17 protein-coding genes and 2 tRNA genes are annotated in these 21,933 nt (G+C 46.4%); 11 read left to right on the forward strand and 8 right to left on the reverse strand.

The annotated features are described in order from the left end of the window. The first annotated feature begins 73 nt into the window (after nt 1-73). Nucleotides 74-1,024: an HTH-type transcriptional regulator Cbl gene (cbl, locus tag OGX98_RS04440; protein WP_225761109.1), complete on the forward strand. Its 951-nt coding sequence runs from the start codon at nt 74-76 to the stop codon at nt 1,022-1,024. A 37-nt stretch (nt 1,025-1,061) separates the two neighbouring features. On the opposite strand, the gene OGX98_RS04445 is transcribed toward cbl, so the two are convergent. After that, nucleotides 1,062-1,137, reverse strand: a tRNA-Asn gene (locus OGX98_RS04445). Between the two features lie 100 nt (nt 1,138-1,237). Then, on the reverse strand, nt 1,238-2,035 hold the full coding sequence (mtfA, locus tag OGX98_RS04450) for a DgsA anti-repressor MtfA (protein WP_045444392.1): 798 nt from the start codon (nt 2,033-2,035) through the stop codon (nt 1,238-1,240). A 93-nt stretch (nt 2,036-2,128) separates the two neighbouring features. On the opposite strand from mtfA, the gene OGX98_RS04455 reads away from it, so the two are divergent. Together OGX98_RS04455 and OGX98_RS04460 are read left to right on the forward strand one after the other, a co-directional pair. Then, nucleotides 2,129-2,218, forward strand: a tRNA-Ser gene (locus OGX98_RS04455). Between the two features lie 463 nt (nt 2,219-2,681). Further along, nucleotides 2,682-3,320, forward strand: coding sequence for an ECs1377 family protein (locus OGX98_RS04460; RefSeq protein ID WP_045449685.1), 639 nt, complete (start codon nt 2,682-2,684; stop codon nt 3,318-3,320). A gap of 184 nt (nt 3,321-3,504) precedes the next feature. Here the strand turns inward: OGX98_RS04460 and brnQ are convergent, their stop codons facing one another. The 4 genes from brnQ to OGX98_RS04480 all read right to left on the reverse strand — a co-directional run bounded on the left by brnQ (nt 3,505) and on the right by OGX98_RS04480 (nt 6,631). Beyond that, a complete protein-coding gene (gene brnQ / locus OGX98_RS04465; protein WP_225761108.1) occupies nt 3,505-4,674 on the reverse strand; it encodes a branched-chain amino acid transport system II carrier protein in 1,170 nt (389 codons plus the stop codon). A 131-nt stretch (nt 4,675-4,805) separates the two neighbouring features. Then, the gene (locus OGX98_RS04470; RefSeq protein WP_286594886.1) at nt 4,806-5,612 is read right to left on the reverse strand and encodes a PhzF family phenazine biosynthesis protein; all 807 of its coding nucleotides are present in this window, start codon (nt 5,610-5,612) and stop codon (nt 4,806-4,808) included. Continuing rightward, nucleotides 5,602-6,255: a helix-turn-helix transcriptional regulator gene (locus OGX98_RS04475; RefSeq protein WP_045444385.1), complete on the reverse strand. Its 654-nt coding sequence runs from the start codon at nt 6,253-6,255 to the stop codon at nt 5,602-5,604. The genes OGX98_RS04470 and OGX98_RS04475 overlap by 11 nt, the downstream gene beginning before the upstream one ends. A 10-nt stretch (nt 6,256-6,265) precedes the next feature. Beyond that, nucleotides 6,266-6,631 carry a RidA family protein gene (locus OGX98_RS04480; RefSeq protein ID WP_045444382.1) on the reverse strand — a complete coding sequence of 122 codons (366 nt, stop codon included), beginning with the start codon at nt 6,629-6,631 and terminating at the stop codon, nt 6,266-6,268. 763 nt (nt 6,632-7,394) lie between these two features. Here OGX98_RS04480 and OGX98_RS04485 point away from each other — a divergent pair. The 5 genes from OGX98_RS04485 to OGX98_RS04505 all read left to right on the forward strand — a co-directional run bounded on the left by OGX98_RS04485 (nt 7,395) and on the right by OGX98_RS04505 (nt 16,531). Then, nucleotides 7,395-11,642, forward strand: a complete 4,248-nt coding sequence (locus OGX98_RS04485; RefSeq protein ID WP_286594887.1) for an autotransporter outer membrane beta-barrel domain-containing protein — start codon at nt 7,395-7,397, stop codon at nt 11,640-11,642. 99 nt (nt 11,643-11,741) lie between these two features. After that, nucleotides 11,742-12,242 carry a CSS-motif domain-containing protein gene (locus tag OGX98_RS04490; protein ID WP_286594888.1) on the forward strand — a complete coding sequence of 167 codons (501 nt, stop codon included), beginning with the start codon at nt 11,742-11,744 and terminating at the stop codon, nt 12,240-12,242. Between the two features lie 35 nt (nt 12,243-12,277). Then, nucleotides 12,278-13,195, forward strand: a complete 918-nt coding sequence (locus OGX98_RS04495) for an EAL domain-containing protein (RefSeq protein ID WP_286594889.1) — start codon at nt 12,278-12,280, stop codon at nt 13,193-13,195. A gap of 780 nt (nt 13,196-13,975) precedes the next feature. Then, on the forward strand, nt 13,976-14,746 hold the full coding sequence (locus OGX98_RS04500; protein ID WP_286594890.1) for a response regulator transcription factor: 771 nt from the start codon (nt 13,976-13,978) through the stop codon (nt 14,744-14,746). A 153-nt stretch (nt 14,747-14,899) separates the two neighbouring features. Then, a complete protein-coding gene (locus OGX98_RS04505) occupies nt 14,900-16,531 on the forward strand; it encodes an SgrR family transcriptional regulator (protein ID WP_286594891.1) in 1,632 nt (543 codons plus the stop codon). 120 nt (nt 16,532-16,651) lie between these two features. On the opposite strand, the gene ompC is transcribed toward OGX98_RS04505, so the two are convergent. Further along, nucleotides 16,652-17,818 carry a porin OmpC gene (gene ompC, locus OGX98_RS04510; protein ID WP_286492537.1) on the reverse strand — a complete coding sequence of 389 codons (1,167 nt, stop codon included), beginning with the start codon at nt 17,816-17,818 and terminating at the stop codon, nt 16,652-16,654. Between the two features lie 426 nt (nt 17,819-18,244). Between ompC and OGX98_RS04515 the strand changes: the two genes are divergently transcribed. The 3 genes from OGX98_RS04515 to OGX98_RS04525 all read left to right on the forward strand — a co-directional run bounded on the left by OGX98_RS04515 (nt 18,245) and on the right by OGX98_RS04525 (nt 20,892). Beyond that, the gene (locus OGX98_RS04515; protein WP_286594892.1) at nt 18,245-18,940 is read left to right on the forward strand and encodes a phosphohydrolase; all 696 of its coding nucleotides are present in this window, start codon (nt 18,245-18,247) and stop codon (nt 18,938-18,940) included. A 73-nt stretch (nt 18,941-19,013) separates the two neighbouring features. Further along, nucleotides 19,014-20,444, forward strand: a complete 1,431-nt coding sequence (locus OGX98_RS04520) for a DNA cytosine methyltransferase (RefSeq protein ID WP_286594893.1) — start codon at nt 19,014-19,016, stop codon at nt 20,442-20,444. Beyond that, complete coding sequence (locus OGX98_RS04525) at nt 20,425-20,892, forward strand: very short patch repair endonuclease (RefSeq protein ID WP_286594894.1); 468 nt, start codon at nt 20,425-20,427, stop codon at nt 20,890-20,892. The genes OGX98_RS04520 and OGX98_RS04525 overlap by 20 nt, the downstream gene beginning before the upstream one ends. Here the strand turns inward: OGX98_RS04525 and yedA are convergent. After that, nucleotides 20,884-21,804, reverse strand: a complete 921-nt coding sequence (gene yedA / locus OGX98_RS04530) for a drug/metabolite exporter YedA (protein WP_048221220.1) — start codon at nt 21,802-21,804, stop codon at nt 20,884-20,886. The genes OGX98_RS04525 and yedA overlap by 9 nt on opposite strands. Nucleotides 21,805-21,933: the final 129 nt, after the last annotated feature.

Consider the following 21,933-nt stretch of genomic DNA (forward strand, 5'->3'; position numbering starts at 1 on the left):
GGTTTTTATTATTTGTTATGCCGGGCGTCAGACTTTAACAATAGCGTAATGTCTGATGTACCCGGAGCGAAGCGTGAATTTCCAGCAACTTAAAATTATCCGCGAGGCGGCCCGTCAGGATTACAACCTGACGGAAGTCGCGAACATTCTTTATACCTCGCAGTCGGGCGTAAGCCGCCATATTCGCGAGCTTGAAGATGAACTCGGTATTGAAATATTTATCCGGCGCGGTAAACGCCTGCTGGGCATGACTGAGCCGGGCAAAGCATTGCTGGTTATCGCCGAACGTATTCTTAATGAAGCCAGTAATGTTCGCCGACTGGCGGATTTGTTTACAAATGACACGTCCGGTGTTCTGACGATTGCTACCACGCACACACAGGCTCGCTACAGCCTGCCGGCGGTGATTAAGGCATTTCGCGAACTCTTTCCTGAAGTCCGTCTTGAGTTAGTACAGGGGACGCCGCAAGAAATTGACGTGCTATTGCAAAATGGCGGGGCAGATATCGGGATTGCCAGCGAACGGTTAAGTAGCGATCCACTGCTGGTGGCCTTTCCCTGGTTCCGTTGGCATCACAGCCTGCTTGTTCCTCATGATCATCCGTTAGTTCAGGCTTCTCCATTGACGTTAGAGTCTATTGCTCACTGGCCACTAATTACATATCGACAAGGTATTACGGGACGTTCCCGCATTGATGAGGCATTTGCGCGTAAAGGACTGGTGCCCGATATTATCCTTAGCGCTCAGGACTCGGATGTGATTAAAACCTATGTGGCATTGGGACTGGGGATTGGACTGGTGGCGGAGCAATCCAGCGGTGAGCAGGAAGAGGGCACGTTGATCCGTCTGGATACCCGGCATTTATTTGATGCGAATACCGTCTGGCTTGGCCTGAAACGAGGTCAGTTACAGCGTAATTACGTCTGGCGATTCATTGAGTTATGTAATGCGGGCTTATCGGTGGATGAGATCAAACGACAGGCTATGGAGCCAGATGAAGTGATGATTGATTATCAGATCTAAAGCAAAAAGCCCGCTAAAAAGCGGGCTTTTCTAAATTTGGCTCCTCTGACTGGACTCGAACCAGTGACATACGGATTAACAGTCCGCCGTTCTACCGACTGAACTACAGAGGAATCGTGTGAACGAGGCGCATATTACTGACCTCACTATATCGTGTCAACAGTAAAATTAGCACGCCATATCAATTGGTTAATTAATCCTCAAAACGTAGTATTAATGCACATTCGATGAGCGATAATCGTCATCTTCCCGGCTATCGCGCAACCGTAGCATTGGGTTTTGCCGATAGAACTGGAAGAACCTCTGCCATAATGCGGGAAAACGCGGCGCAAACAATTCGGGAGCGCTGAAAAAATACTCGGATAATACGGCAAAACATTCGGCAGGATCGGTCGCAGCATATGCATCTATACTGCATGCGGTTTCACCCACCAGATCGATTTCGTCCTGAATGTTGTTCATTGCCGCATGCAGATCGTGTTCCCAGTTTGCAATTTCTCGCAAAGGGATTGCCGGGACGCCGCTGGCGCGATCACCATTACGCATATCAAGTTTATGCGCCACTTCATGGATAATCAGATTAAAGCCGGAGGCATCGAAGGAATCCTGGATATCGAGCCAGTTCAGGATGATCGGACCTTGCTGCCAGCTTTGTCCGGACTGAACTACGCGTTGATTATGCACCAACCCAATATCATCTTCCCACTCGTCATCCACGACAAATGGGGCAGGGTAGATGAGCACTTCGTGAAAACCATCAAGCCACTCAATACCCAATTCCAGTATGGGCAAACAGAAAAGCAAAGCTATACGCGCACTTTTCAGTGGGTCCAGTTCAAATCCCTGAAGGGCAACTAACCTTTTTTGTTGTAAAAAGCGTTCGGCCAGGGCGATCAGTCTGGCTTGTTCTTGTTCAGTGAGATTCACCAGAAGAGGAATTGCCAGGGCATCATCCCAGGGCCACTCATCATTACGGACTGTTTCTTGTTCTTTCCAGGGCCACTTAATCATCGTTTTGCTCGCAAACTCGTCACTTGAACGAAATTGACGGAACTGGGTCTGTTAAAATGCCAAATTACCTGGCATCATGGCAACCGCCAGAACGGAGAGATGCCAGAGCGGCTGAATGGACCGGTCTCGAAAACCGGAGTAGGGGCAACTCTACCGGGGGTTCAAATCCCCCTCTCTCCGCCAAAACACCGCCTCAACCCAATCGATTTATATCTCTTTCAGCTAAAACTTTATTTGTTCAGTATGCCATTCATAACTGGTTTGCTGGGTATTGTCCTGGTATGCATTGGGCAAACTCGCAGCTACACAAGTTATCACTTAGCCAGCATTCCAGGTAGAGCTTTACCAGCATGTCATTCATTTTGTGACTTCAGTCGAAGTGTTGCACTTTAATAAGGTTGTTCCTCAGCCCAAATACCGGATATTCACTCAGGAATATCCGGATGCGCCTTACTATATCAATACTAAATTTCTGTCGTTTTGCTTCTGATATAAGCTCATGCCCTTGAGACGTTACGCAGCGTTTCGTAGTGAAATATTTATCGCTGAAACGGCAGGTTTCCGTTTAATAGTATGCTTCCCGTTACATCTGGCTGCTGGTAAAATAAGCAACTCAATACTTAACTGCATACTGAAGGGAATCGGAGTGTCCTCATCCATTGACTACCAGATTGAAAAGTACTGTTTAACGGAAAGAGGGGAGTCCCCCAGGTTAACCCGTCAGTGGGCGGATGTTATTGCTGAATGTCAGGATAAAAAAGCAGGGGCAGAGGAGCGCCTGCGTATTGCGTTGCTTAACGTGGATTATGTGACCAGCTTTGAGCTACCTTTTCGGTTGTTGCTGGTACGCACTCCACAGCTAATAGCCAGTGTGCGTGATGAATGGCAACTCAACCAAAAGAATGTGGTTTTCAACGGGAAACGTTTTGGTTGTGTCTGGAGTCTGAAGGCGGATTTGAGCGGGATACCAGATGAGTTTCACTATCATCTGTCCAATCGCATTCGGCGGGTGGATGTATCCGGGATCACGGCCGCACCTTACCAGCAAATAGCAAAAACAGTGAAGTCTCCGCGCGAACGACTGAGAATGGCACTTGAGGCTGGGTTACCGGTTACTGCGCTGGATGGACTTTTTTGGTTTGGGATCCAGAGGATTGCTGCCGATGTGCTAAGGCTTCGGAAGGCTGGTATGGCGATTTCAACATCAGAGACTGAGGTTTTCGACAATCTGACCGATACCCATCGACGGGTCCCTGTTTACAGATGTGACGGTTGTTCAGAGTAACAGCTATGTTGCCCAGACGGGCAATGGCGTCAGGCGTGAAGTATCATTTTTAATAAATTTTCCTGAAAAGACGGAGGCGGCGCCATCTCTCTGGCGTTTCACAGAAATCAGGAGATAGCGCAGGCTTAAGATTACACAAAACCCTCATCGTATAATCGGAGAGAGGTTGCCATTAGGGACTAATTTATCCTTTCACAAACAGACTGAGAATGCCGACTCCCAGCGCACTATAAAAAAAGACTCTGTATAAATTATCCGGAATATCAAACCATCTACGAAATATGCCTAATATTACTACAACCAGAACAGCCGGATAGATAGAGCAAAGAACCGGTATCGCCAGTGTTGTCAGCGAATTCAAGCCCAGAATAGCAATTGCTGCTGAGAATATAAGAGACAGAGTCACAAATACGCCGTAAGAAATACCTGTATTCTGCTTGAAAAATTGTGCTGTACCGCTCGTGAGTCCTATTGCGGTGACAAGGCAGGCCAGAGTAATAATGGCTGCCAGCAATTCTCTGCCATATGTTCCAAAAACAGTCTCTACATATGCACTCATGATTTGCATACCGTTTGTCGCACCAATCTCTGGAGTGTGTGCGCCCATCGATATGTAGCAAATGTAAATCAGAGTTAGTCCGGTGGCAGCAATAAATGCTGATGAAGCAGAATATCGGAAAATGCCTTTAGTATGTGTAACCCCACGTTGCTTAAGCGTGTGTGAGATAATAGCCCCAAAACATAGTGCGCTGATCACGTCTAATGTTTGGTAACCATTTACAAACCCTGCTCTGAAAGCTTGTGTTTCATATATAGTTGTCGCCGTAGTGATCTCGCCTATGGGATGAAACCATGCGCATACGCCAATGAAAATCAGCACACCAATTTTTACCGGTGACAGGACAAAGCCGACGACTTCAAGCATCTTACCTGGCTTTGCTAAAATTGCGCCTGCCAGTCCGAAAAAAACAGCAGAAAAAATAAGTTTTTTCCACCATATATCTGCTGCTCCATTAGTTATTACTTCATAACTAATGGTAGCTGTGCGTGGAGTACCAAATAACATACCAAGCGTTAAAAAACAAATGCCGATGAATATAAAACTAACCCATTTTCCTAATGGCCTGGTGAGTTCATTGATACTACCTTCATTAATCGCAAGTGAAATTATTGCTAATGCAGGAAATAACACAGCTGTAATAATAAAACCAAAACCAGCGTTAAACGTGTTTGTACCGGCTTGCAGACCAACCAACGGTGGGAATATGATATTGCCGGCACCGAGAAAAAGAGCTAGCGTCATTCCGCCAAGTGCCATAGTTTCTGGCAAGGATAGTTTTGTGTTCGCTGTCATTTATAAACTCGCATTTATGATATTGCCATATTTATTGATTGTGTTATCAATATCACTGGAGGGGTAAAGTATGATTTTCTGAGCATGAGTAATGGTGAAAATATTCACCATTACAAATCAGGGCTGTAATATTACAACTGAAACATCCCTTCAATCATCAAGCGGGCGGTGCCGTATAATTCTACACGCTTATTATCACCTACAACGCAACGCAATGTGCCCTTTCGCGCTCCGCCTTGTTGCACCGTCAGTTCTGTTTTGCCTAACCGTGATGCCCAAAACGGAGCAAGAAAAGTATGCGCCGATCCGGTAACGGGATCTTCATTTACGCCAACTTGCGGTCCAAACCAGCGAGAGACAAAATCAAACTCTTTATCCCCGGCAGTAACAATGACGCCACGGGTATCAAATAAAGCCAATTTGTTGAAGTCCGGCGCTAATTTATCAATGATTGCTTTATCGTCCACCAGCACAATCAGATCGTCTGATTGCCATACACTAATCACACCGGTGGTGATACCGAGTGCTTCAAGTAACCCTGCAGGCGCTTCAACTTCTGTGGCAGACTTTGCCGGAAAATCCATGCAATATTCATGACCTTGCTGAGTCACAGTCAGAATGCCACTGCGCGTATGGAAGCGAATAGATTTGCCAGGATGATTTAGTTTATTGAACATTACCCATGATGTTGCCAGCGTTGCGTGACCGCATAAATCAACTTCTGTCGCCGGTGTAAACCAGCGGAGATGATATCCATCTTCAACAGGTACGAAAAACGCGGTTTCTGAGAGATTATTTTCTGCGGCGATCGATTGCAAAATATCATCATCCAGCCATGCCGTTAATGGGCATACAGCAGCGGGATTGCCTCCAAAGGGGAGCGACGTAAAAGCATCCACCTGGTAAAAGGGGAGGCTGGTTGTGATATTATTTATCATTGATTTTGTCCAGATAGTTATAGATTGTATATCGCGTTACGCCTAATGCTCTTGCTACATGGTTAACGCTGCCTTTAATTTTAAAAAATCCCATTGCATGTATTTCAGATACGACCCGCTTTCTAAAGTCTGTTTTGCTTTCTGAGCCTGTTGGTCGATATTGAGCAAGAACTTCGTCCAGTGACTTATCCTGAATATCTCTGGGGATACTGTCAGCGCTTTCTGTCTCGACAGGTGTTGGCAGAAGATAATCAAGCTCACGCTTTAACCGTACCACGGCCTCAATATCAACATTTATACAGAAGGCCACCAGAGGACTACCTGATTTGCTGTAGTAAATTGTTGATGCACTATTCAGCTTTGTTCCTGCGACCGTTGTTGTTGTATATCCACTGAATACACGGGTAGGGACGGGCTGTGAAGCATCGAGTAGCCCTAAAAAGCCGGCGTCATCATCCGGTCCCGATAGCAGCGCATCTCCAATTTTCCGACCACTTATATGCCCGTTGACAATACTGATAACTGATTTTTCCGGCTGTGTAAGATCGTGTAACACGGCTTCAGTATTTGAGGGGAGAGTTGTACGCAGAGCTTCCAGTGAAGCGCTCAGCACAGTTATTAAGTGATCACGTTCGTTTTTCATTATGGTCTCTTTACGAGGCGACTGCCTGTACCTCTATCTCAACATCCAATTCAAAGGCAAGGCGGCTGGTTGTTACTGTCCTTGCAGGGTAACCATTTGGGAACCACGTGCAATATGCTGCGTTAAACTCAGCAAAATATTTCATATCACTTAACCATACCTGTACTTTGACGACATTATCTTGCGAAATACCTGTACGTTTCAGCGTTTCAACAATGGTATGCATGATCCTCTGCGTTTGTTCAGTCACAGAGCCATACACGGGTTCACCCTCCTCTGTCATAGATACCTGACCTGAAAGAAATACCATGCCATTCCCTTGAACTGCATCGGAAAAAGGGAAGGGCTTACTGGTGGCATAGCGCTTAATACTCATACTTTAGTCTTACTCATCGGGGGGGATATGCCATAACGTTACCACAGCTCCGCCCTGAATTAAACGAAATTGTATTTTTCAACAAATGTTTGTTTTTGTCGTAAAATCTTGTTTACAGATCACAGGAAACAAGCAACGTGTTGGTGTAAAAGTAAGCAAGTGAATAATTTTCTTGTATGATTATTTTCCAGGTGATAATTGGTTTATAGCGTTTTTAAGCAGATAAATCCTATTTTTAATTGCGTTGGTTTTTTCTATGCCATTGTTTCTAAATGGTAAATCTTGCGACTCTTAAATTCAACAAAAATATTGTTTTCAAATATTGTTGAATTTGATTTTGGGTGTCGATAAGATGCCTGTGCTCTGAGATATTTTCCCTGATTCAACCCAGGTGTGTCTGAAGGTGTTTTAGGCTGATCTTTCACATCAAAGTAAAAGTGAAGATCGATTAATTCAGAAACGATAAAATTATCGTTGAATAATGACGGGCTGGATTTGACCTTGCTGGTTCAGGAAAGAGGAATGTCTTTACTATTATCTTAAAAATAGAGCCTAAAGAAACTTCAGTGTACGCATTAATCTTAAAATATATTTAATCATAATAATCAAATGCCTGATTAATGGTATCGCTTAGGTATTTTTTGCCCAGGTTTGCTAGCCAGACTAATGGTTAGATCATCATTCATATGTGACGAAAATAGTGATCAATATAACTGATGGTCATTATCCGTTGCTGTATCTATTCTAATGTAAGGCTGTGTTTATGCAATTAAGCAAAGTGTTTATTGCTGTTATATCTGCGCTGTGTACTACAAGTGCAATGGCTAATGATATCAATAATAACCAGGAAGTTACAATTGATTCCGTATGGGATGAGACCTCAAACAACCCGAGTCGCATCAGGGTTGGGTATGAAACAGACGGTGCTCTGAATATTGTTCAAGGTGGTGACGTTTTAACTAAATACTTCCATATTGGCCAGGAAGATTCTACCGGTACAGTAAATGTCATTGATGGCGGGAAATTGACAGTTAGCGCAGAATCAATGAGTTATCCCTTTGATATTGGCGGGTCTATCGATGGTCAAAACCATAAAGGGACTGGCACTCTTAATGTTTCCGGGCAGGGAAGTCTCGTCACCATATCCTCTACAAATGCTGCAGCTCTCCAGGTGGGGGCCGGGGACGGAAATGGGTTTATGAATATTTCTGATGGCGGAAAAGTTCGCCATCAATCCGGTGGTATATGGATCGGCGGCAGGGCATCTTCATCCGGAGAAACGTCAGGTGTTGTGAGTGTTGATGGTACAGACAGTGAATTATGGAGTGTGGGCAGTATTCATGTCGGAACATACGGCTCCGGAAGCCTCACCACGTCAAATGGTGGACATACCCATAGTGAAGCCACAATCTCGGTAGGCAATATGGATGAGACGAAAGCCTACGATAATCTGATGAGCGTAAAGGGTGCTGATTCAATAATATCGTCGAATGATAAAATGACTGTTGGACTTCAGGGTAAGGGGACGGCGGTTGCTTCCGATAGTGGAATACTCAGTGCTCCAGAGATTGTTATCGCGCAAGATTCCGGGGCCAGCGGTGAACTGGCAGTAGGTGCCAGAGCGGGTGCTGATGCGGCGGTTGCCGGCATTATTGATACTAAGAAAATTATTTTTGGTGTTGGTGATGGTGTATTAACACTTAATCATACCAACACGGATTTTGTCCTTGATGCGGATATAAGCGGTACAGGTTCAGTAAATGCTGAGAGTGGGGTTTCTACCTTGTCCGGTGATAACTCCGCTTTTCAGGGGCGTTTTAATATTTCCTCTCCTGCCACACTGGTTATTTCAGAACAACAAAATATCGGCACAAATGAAATTACCATGACCGGAGGCTTACTGGAGATTGACGCAGCTCACGACTGGCAGTTTATTAACACGCTTACTGGGCAGGGCGTACTTCAGATTAATGCAGCGGGAAATACATTTGATTTTAACTCCTCCGAAGTGACTGAGAATTTCAACGGCACGCTGGCGCTTAAAGACACATTATTTTCTCTGGCAGGTACGAATACTGCTGCGCTGAAAAATATGTTGCTGAGTTTAGGTGAAGGAAGTGTGGTCAGTGTTGGGAATGGTCAACAGGTTATTGACGAGCTTGCGTTTGATGGTGGCAAGCTGGTGTTCGGAGATGTTATCCCAGGTCAGACAGAAAGCACGGAAACAGTTCATACCACCGGAGATCTGGATGTTTCAGGAAAGGGAACGATACAGGTAACCACGGGGGGAATGATAAATAACGATACTCCCACACCGAATACCCATATTACTCTTCTGGAGCAGGATGATGGAAACAGCCTGATTCAACTCGTTTCCAGTGATGGGGACACTATCGGCAGCGCAGGAAATTTGATACTGACGGACCAGAACGGAAAGGTTATCAGTGATGCCGTTGAATCCTCTATCAGTCAGAACGGCGAGGTTGTAGCTGAAGGGACCTATGATTACCGTCTTACCAGCGGTGAGAATAATGACGGGTTGTATATCAGTTACGGGCTGACGCAGGTGGAACTTCTTGCGTCTGGCGATAATGCGCTGGCCCTGGGTGCGAATGGTAATAGCGGAAATGCGGCAGACCTCAGTGCCCGTGTAACGGGTAATGGCGATCTGGCAATTGACAGTCAGCAAGGGCAGACCGTTTCGTTGTCAAATACTGATAATGATTACACCGGGGTCACCGATGTTCGTGGTGGTAATTTGCTGATGCAAAACGACAACGTTCTTGGGCAAACGAGTGAACTTCGTCTGGCAGCAGAAACCGGTTTTGATATGAATGGTCACAGCCAGACAATTGATCAACTGTCTGCTGCGGCGGATTCGTTGCTGAATATCAACGGCGGAAGCCTGACGCTGCAACATGGTGGTTCTGTTGACGGTGCGCTGGCTGGCAGCGGCGAGCTGAAGATTATCGGCGACACGTTGACGGTAACCGGTGAAAACAGTGCGCTGACGGCTAAAACAACCATCGCAGAAGATGCAAGTGTGTTGATGAATAATACCCTTGGGCTGGGTGTGGGAAATATCGTCACAGCGGGCACGCTGTCTCTGAGCAAATCCGTAGGCACGCTATATAACAATATCAGTGACGCTGGGTTGGTAGAACTGAGCGGCAGCGATGTGGTGCTGGCAGGGAATAACAGTGATTTCTCCGGGCAGTTCACCATTGATGCGGACTCCCGGCTTACGGCTTCGATGGCGGAAAATCTGGGCGATGCGCAAGTCAGTAATGTCGGTTCACTGGTACTAAACAGTGAGAGCACATGGCAACTCGACAACGAGATCTACGGTCAGGGAAGCGTAACCAAAACAGGCACCGGGACCATTACCGTAGGTGATAACGCGGCCTGGACCGGCCAGACTGTTATCGAACAAGGTAGACTGGAACTGGGACAAGCAGACTCTCCGGTGGTACTTGCCAGTACGCAGGTCACTATTCATGACGGGGCGGTGCTCTCCGGCTCTGGTGGAGTAGCAGGCAACATCGATAACGACGGTATGTTACTGGTCGGGTCGGTGGTGAGCGACAACCCTCAGCTGTTTACTGTAGGTGGTGATTTGTCGAACAGCGGTGACCTTGTTACTGGTATTCATGGTCAACTGGCGGGTAATCAACTGGTCGTTAAGGGTAACTACACTGGTAACGGTGGCCATCTTTCATTAAATGCGGCGTTGGGTGACGACAGTTCCGTTACGGATAAGCTGGTGATTAATGGCGATACGAGCGGCAAAACGTCTGTCAGTGTGACGAATACGGGTGGCAAAGGGGCTGCGACTGTCGACGGAATAGAGGTGATTCACGTTGATGGACAGTCAAACGGTGAATTTACCCAGGCGGGACGTATCGTCGCGGGTGCCTACGATTATACCCTGGGGCGTGGTCTGGATGAGAACAGCGGCAACTGGTACCTCACCAGCGGTAAAACCAATCCGGATCCCGATCCGAAACCCAATCCAGATACCGAGAAGGACCTGCGTCCGGAAGGTAGTAGCTACACCGCAAACCTGGCAGCAGCGAACAATATGTTCGTCACGCGACTTCACGATCGCCAGGGTGAGATCCGGTACACGGATGCACTTACCGGGGAGCAGAAAATTACCAGTATGTGGATGCGCCATGTCGGAGGACACAATAGCTGGCGTGATGGCAGCGGGCAGTTGAAAACCCAGAGCAATCGCTATGTGCTGCAGCTGGGGGGAGATATTGCTCAGTGGAGTCAGAACGAGGTTGATCGCTGGCATCTTGGCGTGATGGCGGGCTATGGCAATGAACACAACAACACCCGGTCTTCACGAACCGGATACGATGCTAAGGGATCGGTGAATGGCTATAGTGCCGGCGTATATGCGACATGGTATGCCAATGATGAGTCACACAACGGCGCGTATCTGGACAGTTGGGTACAGTACAACTGGTTCAATAACCATGTGAAGGGCGATGACCTGCAGGGCGAGTCGTATAAATCCAGCGGAGTAACGGCCTCACTGGAAACGGGCTACACCCAGAAACTGGGTGTGTTCAATGGTAGCAAAGGGACACTGAACGAATGGTATGTACAGCCTCAGGCGCAGGCTGTGTGGATGGGAGTGGACGCTGACGATCATCTTGAAAGCAACGGGACGCGAGTCAGCAGCAACGGCAGCAGTAACTTACAGACGCGTCTGGGCATGAAAACCTGGATTAACAGCCATCATCAGATGGATAACGGTAAATCGCGAGAATTCCAGCCTTTTGCTGAGATTAACTGGATCCACAATAGCCGAGATTTTAGTGCAACGATGGATGGCGTGAATGTACGTCAGAATGGTGCGAAAAACATCGGTGAAGTTAAGGTTGGTGTGGAAGGTCAGGTAACTTCCCGTCTGAATCTGTGGGGTAACGTTGGCGTTCAGGTTGGCGATAAAGGCTATAACGACAGCGCCGCAATGGTCGGTGTGAAATGGAATTTCTGATGCCGTTGGATTGATGCAGCATGTAAGACTTTCGCCTGAATTTCTTAACTATACCGGAAGCACCCCGGTGGGTGCTTTGTCCGATAATACGAGTTAATTATGTCTATAACCAAGAAAGCTGCGCCCACAGTGATGGTGTTGCTTTTTCTTCTGACCGGAATGCTGGCCTCATGGCTGCAATGGAATAAAGAGGAAGAACTCATCAGGGAACACGCAATAGGTAATCTGGTAGAAGAAATTAATCGTGTTTTTAATGGCGCACGGACACTGGCAGCACTTGCCAGTACACATATCCACGAAGCCTGTACGGACGAGTTGTTGCGAACACTGAACCGTCTGACGGCATCAGAAGACAGCATCCGCTCACTCAATATTATCGAAAACGGCGAATGGACTTGCTCATCTCTTGAAGGCAGGGAATCGCTGGGAATTCATTCGTCAGGTACAACCACTCACTCTTTGATGATTGAGTTGGTTCATCGTCAAAAGACGGATATGTATATGGTTTATTTCCCTGCAGCGGGGCAAGTGGTTGCGGTTGCGGTCTATAAGGCAGTCATCGATAATATTTTACAAAAATTTTCCCATGATAAAAAATAGATGCGTTGTTCTTACTGCACCCCGATAGCAAATCTATGACCCGGGTGGCTTCACATAATTATCCTTTCTGGATTGTGGATAAATCCAATCGGCAGGTCGGTGATTATTTACAAAATAATCGCTATATCATTATTTTATTTTTGATTCTGTTGATAAAATCATGTGTTCACCTGCGTCATATACAGCGATTGTCATCGATTGAAACGCTTGCACGGGCGATCGATAACGACGAATTTATTCCATATTATCAACCTGTCGTAGAACTCATGTCCGGAAAAATTGTAGGAGCTGAAGTTCTTGCCCGATGGAACCATCCGGAGCGGGGGATTGTTCCACCTAATGAGTTTATTCATGATGCGGAAAAAAATGGGCTGATTAATGCAATGACGCTCAGTTTACTGGAGCGGGTAGAAGTGGATATGCAACAAATAGGTAATCGCGGAGAGACATCGTTTCATATCGGTATTAACATCCCGCCTGAATCCCTGGAGTGCAATAAATTTACAGACGCCTGTATTCGATTTATTCAACGCATGAGTCTGATTGATATCGGTGTGATGCTGGAAATCACTGAAAGGCAGCTGAATCTAATCCAGGAAAATGTACTTAACCGATTGAAAGACGCCGGTGCATCGCTGGCTCTGGATGATTTTGGTACTGGTTATTCAAACCATGCGGCGTTGCAGAGAATTTCTCCTCAATATCTGAAAATAGATAAGATGTTTATTGATTCACTGGGCAGAGGAGGCGTTGAAGAGTCCATCGTCAGCAACATTGTTCATCTCTCTCAACTGGTACAGATTCCTTTGGTTGCTGAAGGTATTGAAAATAAAAAACAACAGGAGAAACTCCAGCAGATGGGGGTTGCTCTTGGGCAAGGGTATCTATTTAGCAAGCCCGTTCCCTTTAATGTTTTTTACGCCAGGTTTGATAATTCCGTGCACAAAAAATAAGAGCACCTGTTATAGATTTGCGCTAACAATTTTTAGGTCTCAATTACTGGTAAAGTGAATTTTTATTATTTGTTGTGGCTGTATGGTTTGGTTTTGGTTGCTATTATGTTGCATGTTATTTTTTATTGGGTGTGTTTTTGTGCTCGCGTAGAGTTTTACACTGCTTTAATGGGATTAGTTTGATTACGAACGAATTAAATTGTGTTTTTTTTGTTTGCGCGGAGTGTTTAACTGCAAAAATAACTTTTACGGCCGTCGCGTTATTTTATAGTAACTTATTATTAGGTATAATGTTTTTTAGGTTCTCTATCTGACTGGAGTTTGTGATTATTTGAATTGAAATTATTTTTTGTAAATTGCAAAAGGAAATCACTAATAATTTTATCCGTTTTTTTAAGTGGATGATTTTCAAATTCGTCCGTTATGATGTTTTAGTGTTCTTTTCCAGCTTGTGAAGCATCACACTGGTAACGTTGATGTATATTTATCTGTATGTCCTGGGGGCTTGGTTTTTTATGTCGCTGGGTGTTGCCAAAAATACAACATGAGTCATTTTTTCTGTTAGTGATTTAGAATCCGCATTTATACACAATATATCTCACAGAGGGGGTATTCATTTGGCTGCTATTAACAGCTAGCTAAATATATCGTAAAAAATATGAGTGATTAACGATCGTATATTTCAGTCATTATTACGAATTGATGTCGTCTTCGGTTATTGCCAAATATTTAACCGGGCGATAAACCAAAGCTTCACAAGTGAGCAGCAGGAATACATGAATGAAATTTAAATCTTCAACATTACTGGTAGCGTTTAATGATGATAACCAGATTTACAGCCAGGGAATGTTGTCTTTACTGGAAGATATTTTTACCCATGGAATGGGGATTTCATTGTCCCGAATGACTGGGGCGCCTGGCAATTCCTCCATCCGTGTTGCGGATATCTATGTTGATCATTGTGCTGCAGGTGTGCAGGCAATGTGTCGCCCTGAATACAGATTACGTAAGCAGTGCAGCCTGCTGATTGTGATCAGCTCGGCACGCGGAGAGATTTCGCAGAACACAATTCTTCCGTGTCAGCATAACTGTGTGTTTCTGCACAGAACAGATACTCTTGCGGAAATTCGGCGTCAGATAATACTGGCCTGGCATCGCCGGTTTCAGACGAAAGAGGTTAGTTGTCATGCCTGTCGTCCGTTGCTATTAACTAAATCTGAGGAACGAGTTATCGACTATTTAAGCCAGGGAACGTCGTTATCAGAGTTGGTGGACAGGCTGGCTCTAAGTCCGAAGACGGTAAGTTCACAGAAACACAGTCTCATGCGCAAATTTAGCTTGAGCAACAATGTCGAGCTGATGGATTTTATTCTGTGGTGGAAGCGTTATGAGCCAACTCGCAGGCTTAAGGCAACAGTTTCACCTGTAACAGCTATCGCCAGTACTCTGCCTAAAATGGGCATGAATAACCGTCAGTGCATCACGCCTTTTTTTACAGCAAAATCTGACAGGGACGAAAAACCACGCATACGACTGAAAGTGACTGAATAAACCCTGCGAGAATAAGTGGTGTTATACCTCTATTTAAGTTTTTTTGGGGGCATAACACTGATTGTTTTTCTATGCTCTATTAACTGAAAATATTCTGCACCACTCGCGGTATCAGGAAAGGTTGTAAAAATAAAGGAATGGATGATGTCAGTAATGAATCGGGATAGAAAATACACCCCCAAGACATCCCGTCTGGAATCTCACTATCAACGATTAGTTGCTCGCTGGCAGACGACTGCCGCGGCGGTGACGCTACAGGAAATTGCTGAAGAACTGGGATGCTGCCGTCGCTATACGCGGGTGTTACTCCAGTCGATGATGGCACGTCAGTGGCTATCTTGGACCGGACAGCGTGGCCAGGGAGCCAGGGGGCGTTTACACTGCCGTGTGAAAGATGTCTCTATGCAGGAAAAAGAGAAAATTTTCCTCGAAGTGAGCGCGACGTTAGATTCAGAATATGAAAGTTCTCCCCCAGAGGATGTTAGCAGTAACCGTGTGTGTATTCGTTTCTACCGTCCAATTGATGCCATTGTGCCCTCTGACCATACCGGGAGGGTTGAACGCCATCTGTTGAATATGGTTCATGCCGGACTGACTTCCATCAACGATCAAGGTGTTGCAGTGCCGGACGTGGCGATGGCTGCAAAAAAAAGCCAGAATTTACAGACCTGGCGATTTCCTTTACGACAAGGCCTGACCTGGCACAATGGGGAGCCTGTTCATGCCGACCAGTTGTTACAGTCGTTGCAGATTCACCTTGCTCGTCCTGCATTTTCTCATGTGACTTCCGTCGAGCTGGAAAAAGACCGCGGTATAGATACCCTGATTTTGTCACTGTCCCGACCTGATGCGATGCTGGCATACCGATTGGCCGATCCGGTACACCGGCTTGCTCACCCGCAGTCGGGGGAAACGGGGTTAGGGCCTTTCGCGATCCGGGTGCATAACGATCATCAATTGCAGCTTGAGGCATCTTATTGTTATCACGGTACGAAACCGCGGATACAGACCATCGAGTACAGTATTGAGGCCCGTTTGCCTGGCAGGCAGTGGACCACAGTGGTCCTGCTACACCCGGATGAGGAGCCGGAGGGAGCGACGTTTCAGTATCTCCCGAAAGATGATGCTGGTTTTGTCTACCTTGCATTTAATAATCGCAGTGGGAGTCTGAACCCATCGCAGCAACGTTTTATTCAGGCACTGGCTGGCGTTGCTCTGAGATCGCTTATTGGGCGTGAGAATGTATCACCTGTCAGTGAGCAATGGTCAGTACCTGCATTGTCTGAGAATGCGGAAGTCGTTTTGCTGCCGCCAGCGGTGACGCTCGGCTACTTTTGGGCGCCTGAGACGGAAGCATTGATGAAAAATCTTCAGCGTCAGATGCGTTACTGGGGATGTAAACTGACGATACGCCCCATTGATGCCAATTTGTGGTTCCTGCCTGAAAAATGGGATGACTGCGATATAGGTGTGTCGGATCTGCGCTTTCAAACCCCATGGTGGTTCGCACCAGAAACTCGCTTCTGTCATTCGGTTATGATCCGGCAATTCACGCCACCGACATTTTATAGCAGGCTTAGTCAGCTCCTGATTCGCCTTGGACGGGATGAAGCACGCTATCCTGAGCGTATACGCAGGATAATGGACTTACTGATCAGGACTGGCTGCGTGTCTCCGCTATTCACCCTGAAGTTTGAAGTGCGGGCAAGCAAGGGGCTCTGCGACGTAACTGTATTTCCCCAGGGATGGCCAGATTTTAATCGAATTTGGGTGGACGTTAACTGAGTACTTTCGGCGAGGAAATACCTGATACTTCCTCGCAATTTAAAAACGTCATTCAGGACGGGTCAGCATAAATAAAATAGCCCGCTTTATATAAAGCGGGCTTGCGTATTAATGAGCAGATTAGAACTGATAGACTAAACCAACTGCAACGATGTCGTCAGTCGCGATCCCGTTATCGGCGTAGAACTGATCGTCTTCATCCAGCAGGTTGATTTTATAATCAACGTAGGTGGACATATTTTTGTTGAAGTAGTAAGTCGCACCGACGTCGACATATTTCACCAGATCTTTGTCGGTGTACTGAGCGATACCACGGTTATTATAAACGCCCTGACCACCTAAGTCCTTACCTTTAGACAACAGGTAGGAAACGGAAGGGCGCAGACCAAAGTCAAACTGATACTGGGCTGTGATTTCAAAGTTCTGCGTTTTATTCGCGATCCCGTCACTGTTGCCATATGAGGTCATATTGCGAGTTTCAGCATACATTGCCGCCAGGTAAACATCATTCGCATCGTATTTAGTACCAACAGTCCATGCGTCAGCTGTATCGCCGCCCGCAGTAATGCTGGATTTGTCATTGCGGTTGCTTTTTGCAACCTGATCATTTGTACGATCTGAACTGGAATAGGCAGCACCCATGCTTAAACCGAAGTCAAAGTCATAAGAGGCGGACATGCCATAACCATCGCCATTTTGTTTAGCCAGTTTACGACTATTGCCATTACCAGAACCTTCCTGATTTGCGCTGTGCCCTTCATTATTACCCTGATATTGCAGCGCAAAGTTCAGACCATCAACCTGACCAAAGAAGCCATTGTTACGGTAGGTTGCAACGCCGTTGGTACGCCCTGTCATGTAAACATCGGTCTGGGCGTAGGTATCACCACCAAACTCTGGCAGCATATCGGTCCACGCTTCAACGTCGTAGACTACACCGTAATTACGACCATAGTCGAAGGTACCATTCTGACCGAAGCCTAAACCGGCAAAGGCCAGACGAGTCCAGGAATCACCGTGATCGCTTTCGGGGCCGTTGGCCTGAATGTGGTATTCCCACTGACCGTAGCCCGTCATCATATCGTTGATCTGGGTTTCACCTTTAAAGCCAAGACGCGCATAGGTCTGATCACCGTCACTGCCTGCATCATTAGAAAAATAACGCAGACCATCAACTTTGCCGTACACGTCGAGTTTATTGCCATTCTTATTATAGATTTCAGCAGCATTTGCTGCGCCGGCAGCTAATAACGCAGGAAGAAGTAATGCCAAAACTTTTCTTTTCATTATATATTTCCTTTAATAATAATTGATAAGAATATGTAGCTCTATCCAGTAACTACATTTAGATACTATTCTATTAAGTTCGATTGATTTAAAAGATAACATGTAACAAATATATTTTAAATATTTCAATATGTTTCCGTTTGGTTTTTTGATAACTATTTAATATGTGCCTTATTGTTTTATTAAATATTTAAATGTATGTTTTCATGATGTTATGGGTTATATTTTAATCATGGTGATTTTATATATTATGTGCGTAAGGAATGATTTCTTTAATCGCATATTGTTGCCATGTCATATTGTAAACTTGGTTGTATTCATTCTTTGATGCTATGTAGTAATTACTTCTTATAAAGAACACAACTGTATGTGGTCTGTGATGACTTTTATTGTTAAGGTAGTTTTCTTTCTGCTGAGAGCGTTAACGTGGATTTACAATACTGGCAGTCGCAGTTTGAAGCGTGGTTACGCAAAAATCACTTGGGACAAGATGCTGCGCATGACATTTTTCATTTTCGACGCGTGTGGATGACGTCGCAAAAGCTGGGTAATGGTGCAGAGATTGACTGGTTGGTGGTTCTGACAGCCTGCTATTTCCATGATCTTGTCAGCTTGCCGAAAAACCATCCTGACCGTCATCGTTCGTCAGTGTTGGCCGCACAGGAGACGCGCCGTGTGTTGGTTCAAGACTTTCCTGATTTTCCTGAAGACCATTTACCAGCGGTGAGTCACGCCATTGAAGCGCACAGCTTTAGCGCAAAAATCACGCCTGAGACTATTGAAGCTAAAATTGTCCAGGATGCTGACAGACTTGAAGCTTTAGGGGCCATCGGTTTAGCACGTGTGTTTGCTGTTTCGGGCGCATTGGGCGTAGCATTGTTTGACGCGGAAGATCCTTTTGCCCGACACCGGACTCCAGACGATAAGCAATATGCGCTTGACCATTTTCAGACCAAATTGCTGACGTTACCGATGACGATGCAAACTGAGCAAGGACGACATCTGGCACAACATAATGCTGACTTTTTGCTGACCTATATGGCGAAATTAAGCGCAGAGCTGAAAGGGGAATATGAAATGCTGGATCTCGCTGCTATTCAACCCTTTACATCAAATCAGTAGACATAACAGTCAAAACGTCAACACCTCTATTTTATGTTAACCTGTCGACCATCCATTTCGGCCGGTTAAACGTATGCAGGAAAAATTTTCAGTAGCAGGCACCATGAACCTGATGACAGATGATACCGGGACCGCCGCGCAGGCGATTTTGGTGAAGTTGCTTGAGATCTACGACGTAAAAACGCTGGTCGCTCATCTTAATGGGATTGGCGAGAATCACTGGAGCCCGGCAATCTTTAAGCGCGTAGTTGCGAATGAGACATGGCATCGCCTTAGCGATAATGAACTTGCTCATCTGAAGACTTTGCTTCCCACGCCGCCCGCGCATCATCCACATTATGCTTTTCGTTTTATCGATCTTTTTGCCGGAATTGGTGGCATTCGCCGAGGTTTTGAAGCAATAGGCGGACAGTGTGTTTTTACCAGCGAGTGGAACAAGCATGCGGTACGAACTTACAAAGCGAACAACTATTGCGATCCAAATCAACATTACTTTAATGAAGATATTCGCGATATCACGCTCAGTCACCATGAAGGGGTGAGTGATCAACAGGTGGCAGAACATATTCGCCAGCATGTTCCTGAGCATGATGTGCTGCTGGCGGGTTTTCCTTGTCAGCCATTCTCTCTGGCTGGCGTATCAAAGAAAAATGCGTTAGGTCGTGCTCACGGTTTTGCCTGCGATACACAAGGCACGCTATTTTTTGATGTCGTCCGAATTATTGATGCGCGACGTCCGGCTATATTTGTTCTCGAAAATGTCAAAAACTTGAAGAGTCATGACCAGGGAAAAACGTTTCGTATCATTATGCAGACGCTGGATGAACTGGGTTATGACGTAGCGGATGCGGCGGATAACGGACCAGATGACCCCAAAATCATCGATGGAAAACATTTTTTGCCCCAGCATCGTGAACGTATTGTGCTCGTTGGTTTTCGACGCTGTCTGAATTTGAAAACAGACTTTACGCTGCGCAATATTGTTACCCGCTACCCGCAGCGACGTCTTACGCTGGCGGAACTACTTGAGCCGACGGTTGATGCGAAATATGTACTGACGCCAGTGCTGTGGAAATATCTCTATCGTTATGCGAAAAAGCATCAGGCGCGCGGAAATGGGTTTGGTTACGGCATGGTGTATCCCGACAACCCGGATTCCGTGACGCGCACACTATCTGCACGCTATTACAAAGACGGGGCGGAAATCCTGATTGATCGTGGCTGGGACATGGCGCTGGGGGAAAAAGATTTCGACGATCCCAAGAATCAGTTGCACCGTCCACGCAGACTAACGCCCAGAGAGTGCGCGCGTCTGATGGGATTTGAATCACCTCAGGGATATCAGTTCAGAATTCCGGTGTCAGATACCCAGGCCTATCGTCAGTTTGGTAACTCGGTGGTCGTCCCTGCATTCGCAGCGGTTGCCAGACTGCTGGAGCCAAAAATCAAACAGGCCGTTGCGATGCGAGAAAAAGAGAATCTGCATGGCAGACGTTCACGATAAAGCAACACGCAGTAAAAATATGCGGGCAATCGCCACCCGCGATACGGCTATTGAAAAAAGACTGGCCAGCGTGTTGACAGAGCAGGGAGTTACTTTTCGCGTTCAGGATGCTGCGTTACCGGGTCGCCCTGATTTTGTCGTGGATGACTATCAGTGCGTGATTTTCACCCATGGCTGTTTCTGGCATCACCACAACTGTTATTTGTTTAAGATGCCAGCCACCCGAACAGCCTTCTGGCTGGATAAAATAAGCAAGAATGTCGAGCGTGACGGACGGGATCGCGAAAAGCTACAGGCGCTTGGCTGGCGTGTACTGATTGTCTGGGAATGCGCGTTACGGGGACGAAAAAAACTCGCGGATGAGGCACTGTCGGAACGCGTTATTGAGTGGATCTGCGGCGGTGGCTCCACCGCGCAGATTGACACTCTTGGCATTCATTTACTGTAAGGACTTTTCCGATGGAGCCGCGACAACGTCGGCCCTGGCGGGAAAAAGGTATTTACCCAGTGTCACTAGTATTACCGCGAAAACTATCACGCCCAGAGCCAACCACTCGATGAGCGCCAGGCTTTCACCGCCCAGACCTGTTCCTAGCAACACAGCCACCACAGGATTGACGTAAGCGTAACTGGTCGCCAGGGCTGGGCTAACATTGCGGATAAGGTACATATAAGCGTTGATGGCGATGATAGAGCCAAACAGGGCCAGGTAAGCCACCGCCATAAAGCCGGAAAGTGATGGCATAGTGGTTAATTTTTCTCCGCTGAGAAGCGATGCGCACATCAGCACAATACCCGCAGCTAACATTTCAATCGCACCAGCCATCATGCCGACGGGTAAGGTTATGCGTGAGCCGTATACGGAGCCAAATGCCCAGCTCATCGAGCCGATTAGAATTAACACGGCCCCCCACGGATTGCCACTCAGATTTCCCCCGCTGTTGAGCATGATGATCCCTGCCAGTCCGATAGCAATCCCCACCCATTCCAGTTTGCGCGTTTTGATACCAAAAAAATAACTAAAGCAAAGAGTAAACAGTGGAACCGTGGCGACTACCACGGCAGCGATGCCGGAAGGGACATTTTGGTGTTCTGCGACGGTAACCAGACCATTACCCACTGCCAGCAGCAGAATACCGATCAGCGCGGCATTAAGGAGCGGGCGTAAAGGCGGCAGCTTATGACCGCGAATAAGTAAAAACGCAGTTAATAGAATTCCCGCAGAGAGAAAACGCACGCCAGCCATCATCAACGGCGGCCAGCTTTCAACACCGATACGGATAACGAAGTACGTGGAACCCCAAATGATATACAGCGCGAACAGCGCACTGAAAAGTGGTAACAATTGCCTGAAACGCATAATCCCTCACGGTGGAAATAAAAAGGTGCAACATAGTAAACGTCAAAACTATCTTGCTGGCGAGATTTATAATTGTCCGCTGTTGTTAAATAATTGTTGACCAGAAAGGCCGGTTTCAGCATTACGTGT

It is taken from the genome of Citrobacter sp. Cm046, assembly GCF_030333065.1.
Lineage (GTDB): Bacteria > Pseudomonadota > Gammaproteobacteria > Enterobacterales > Enterobacteriaceae > Citrobacter > Citrobacter murliniae.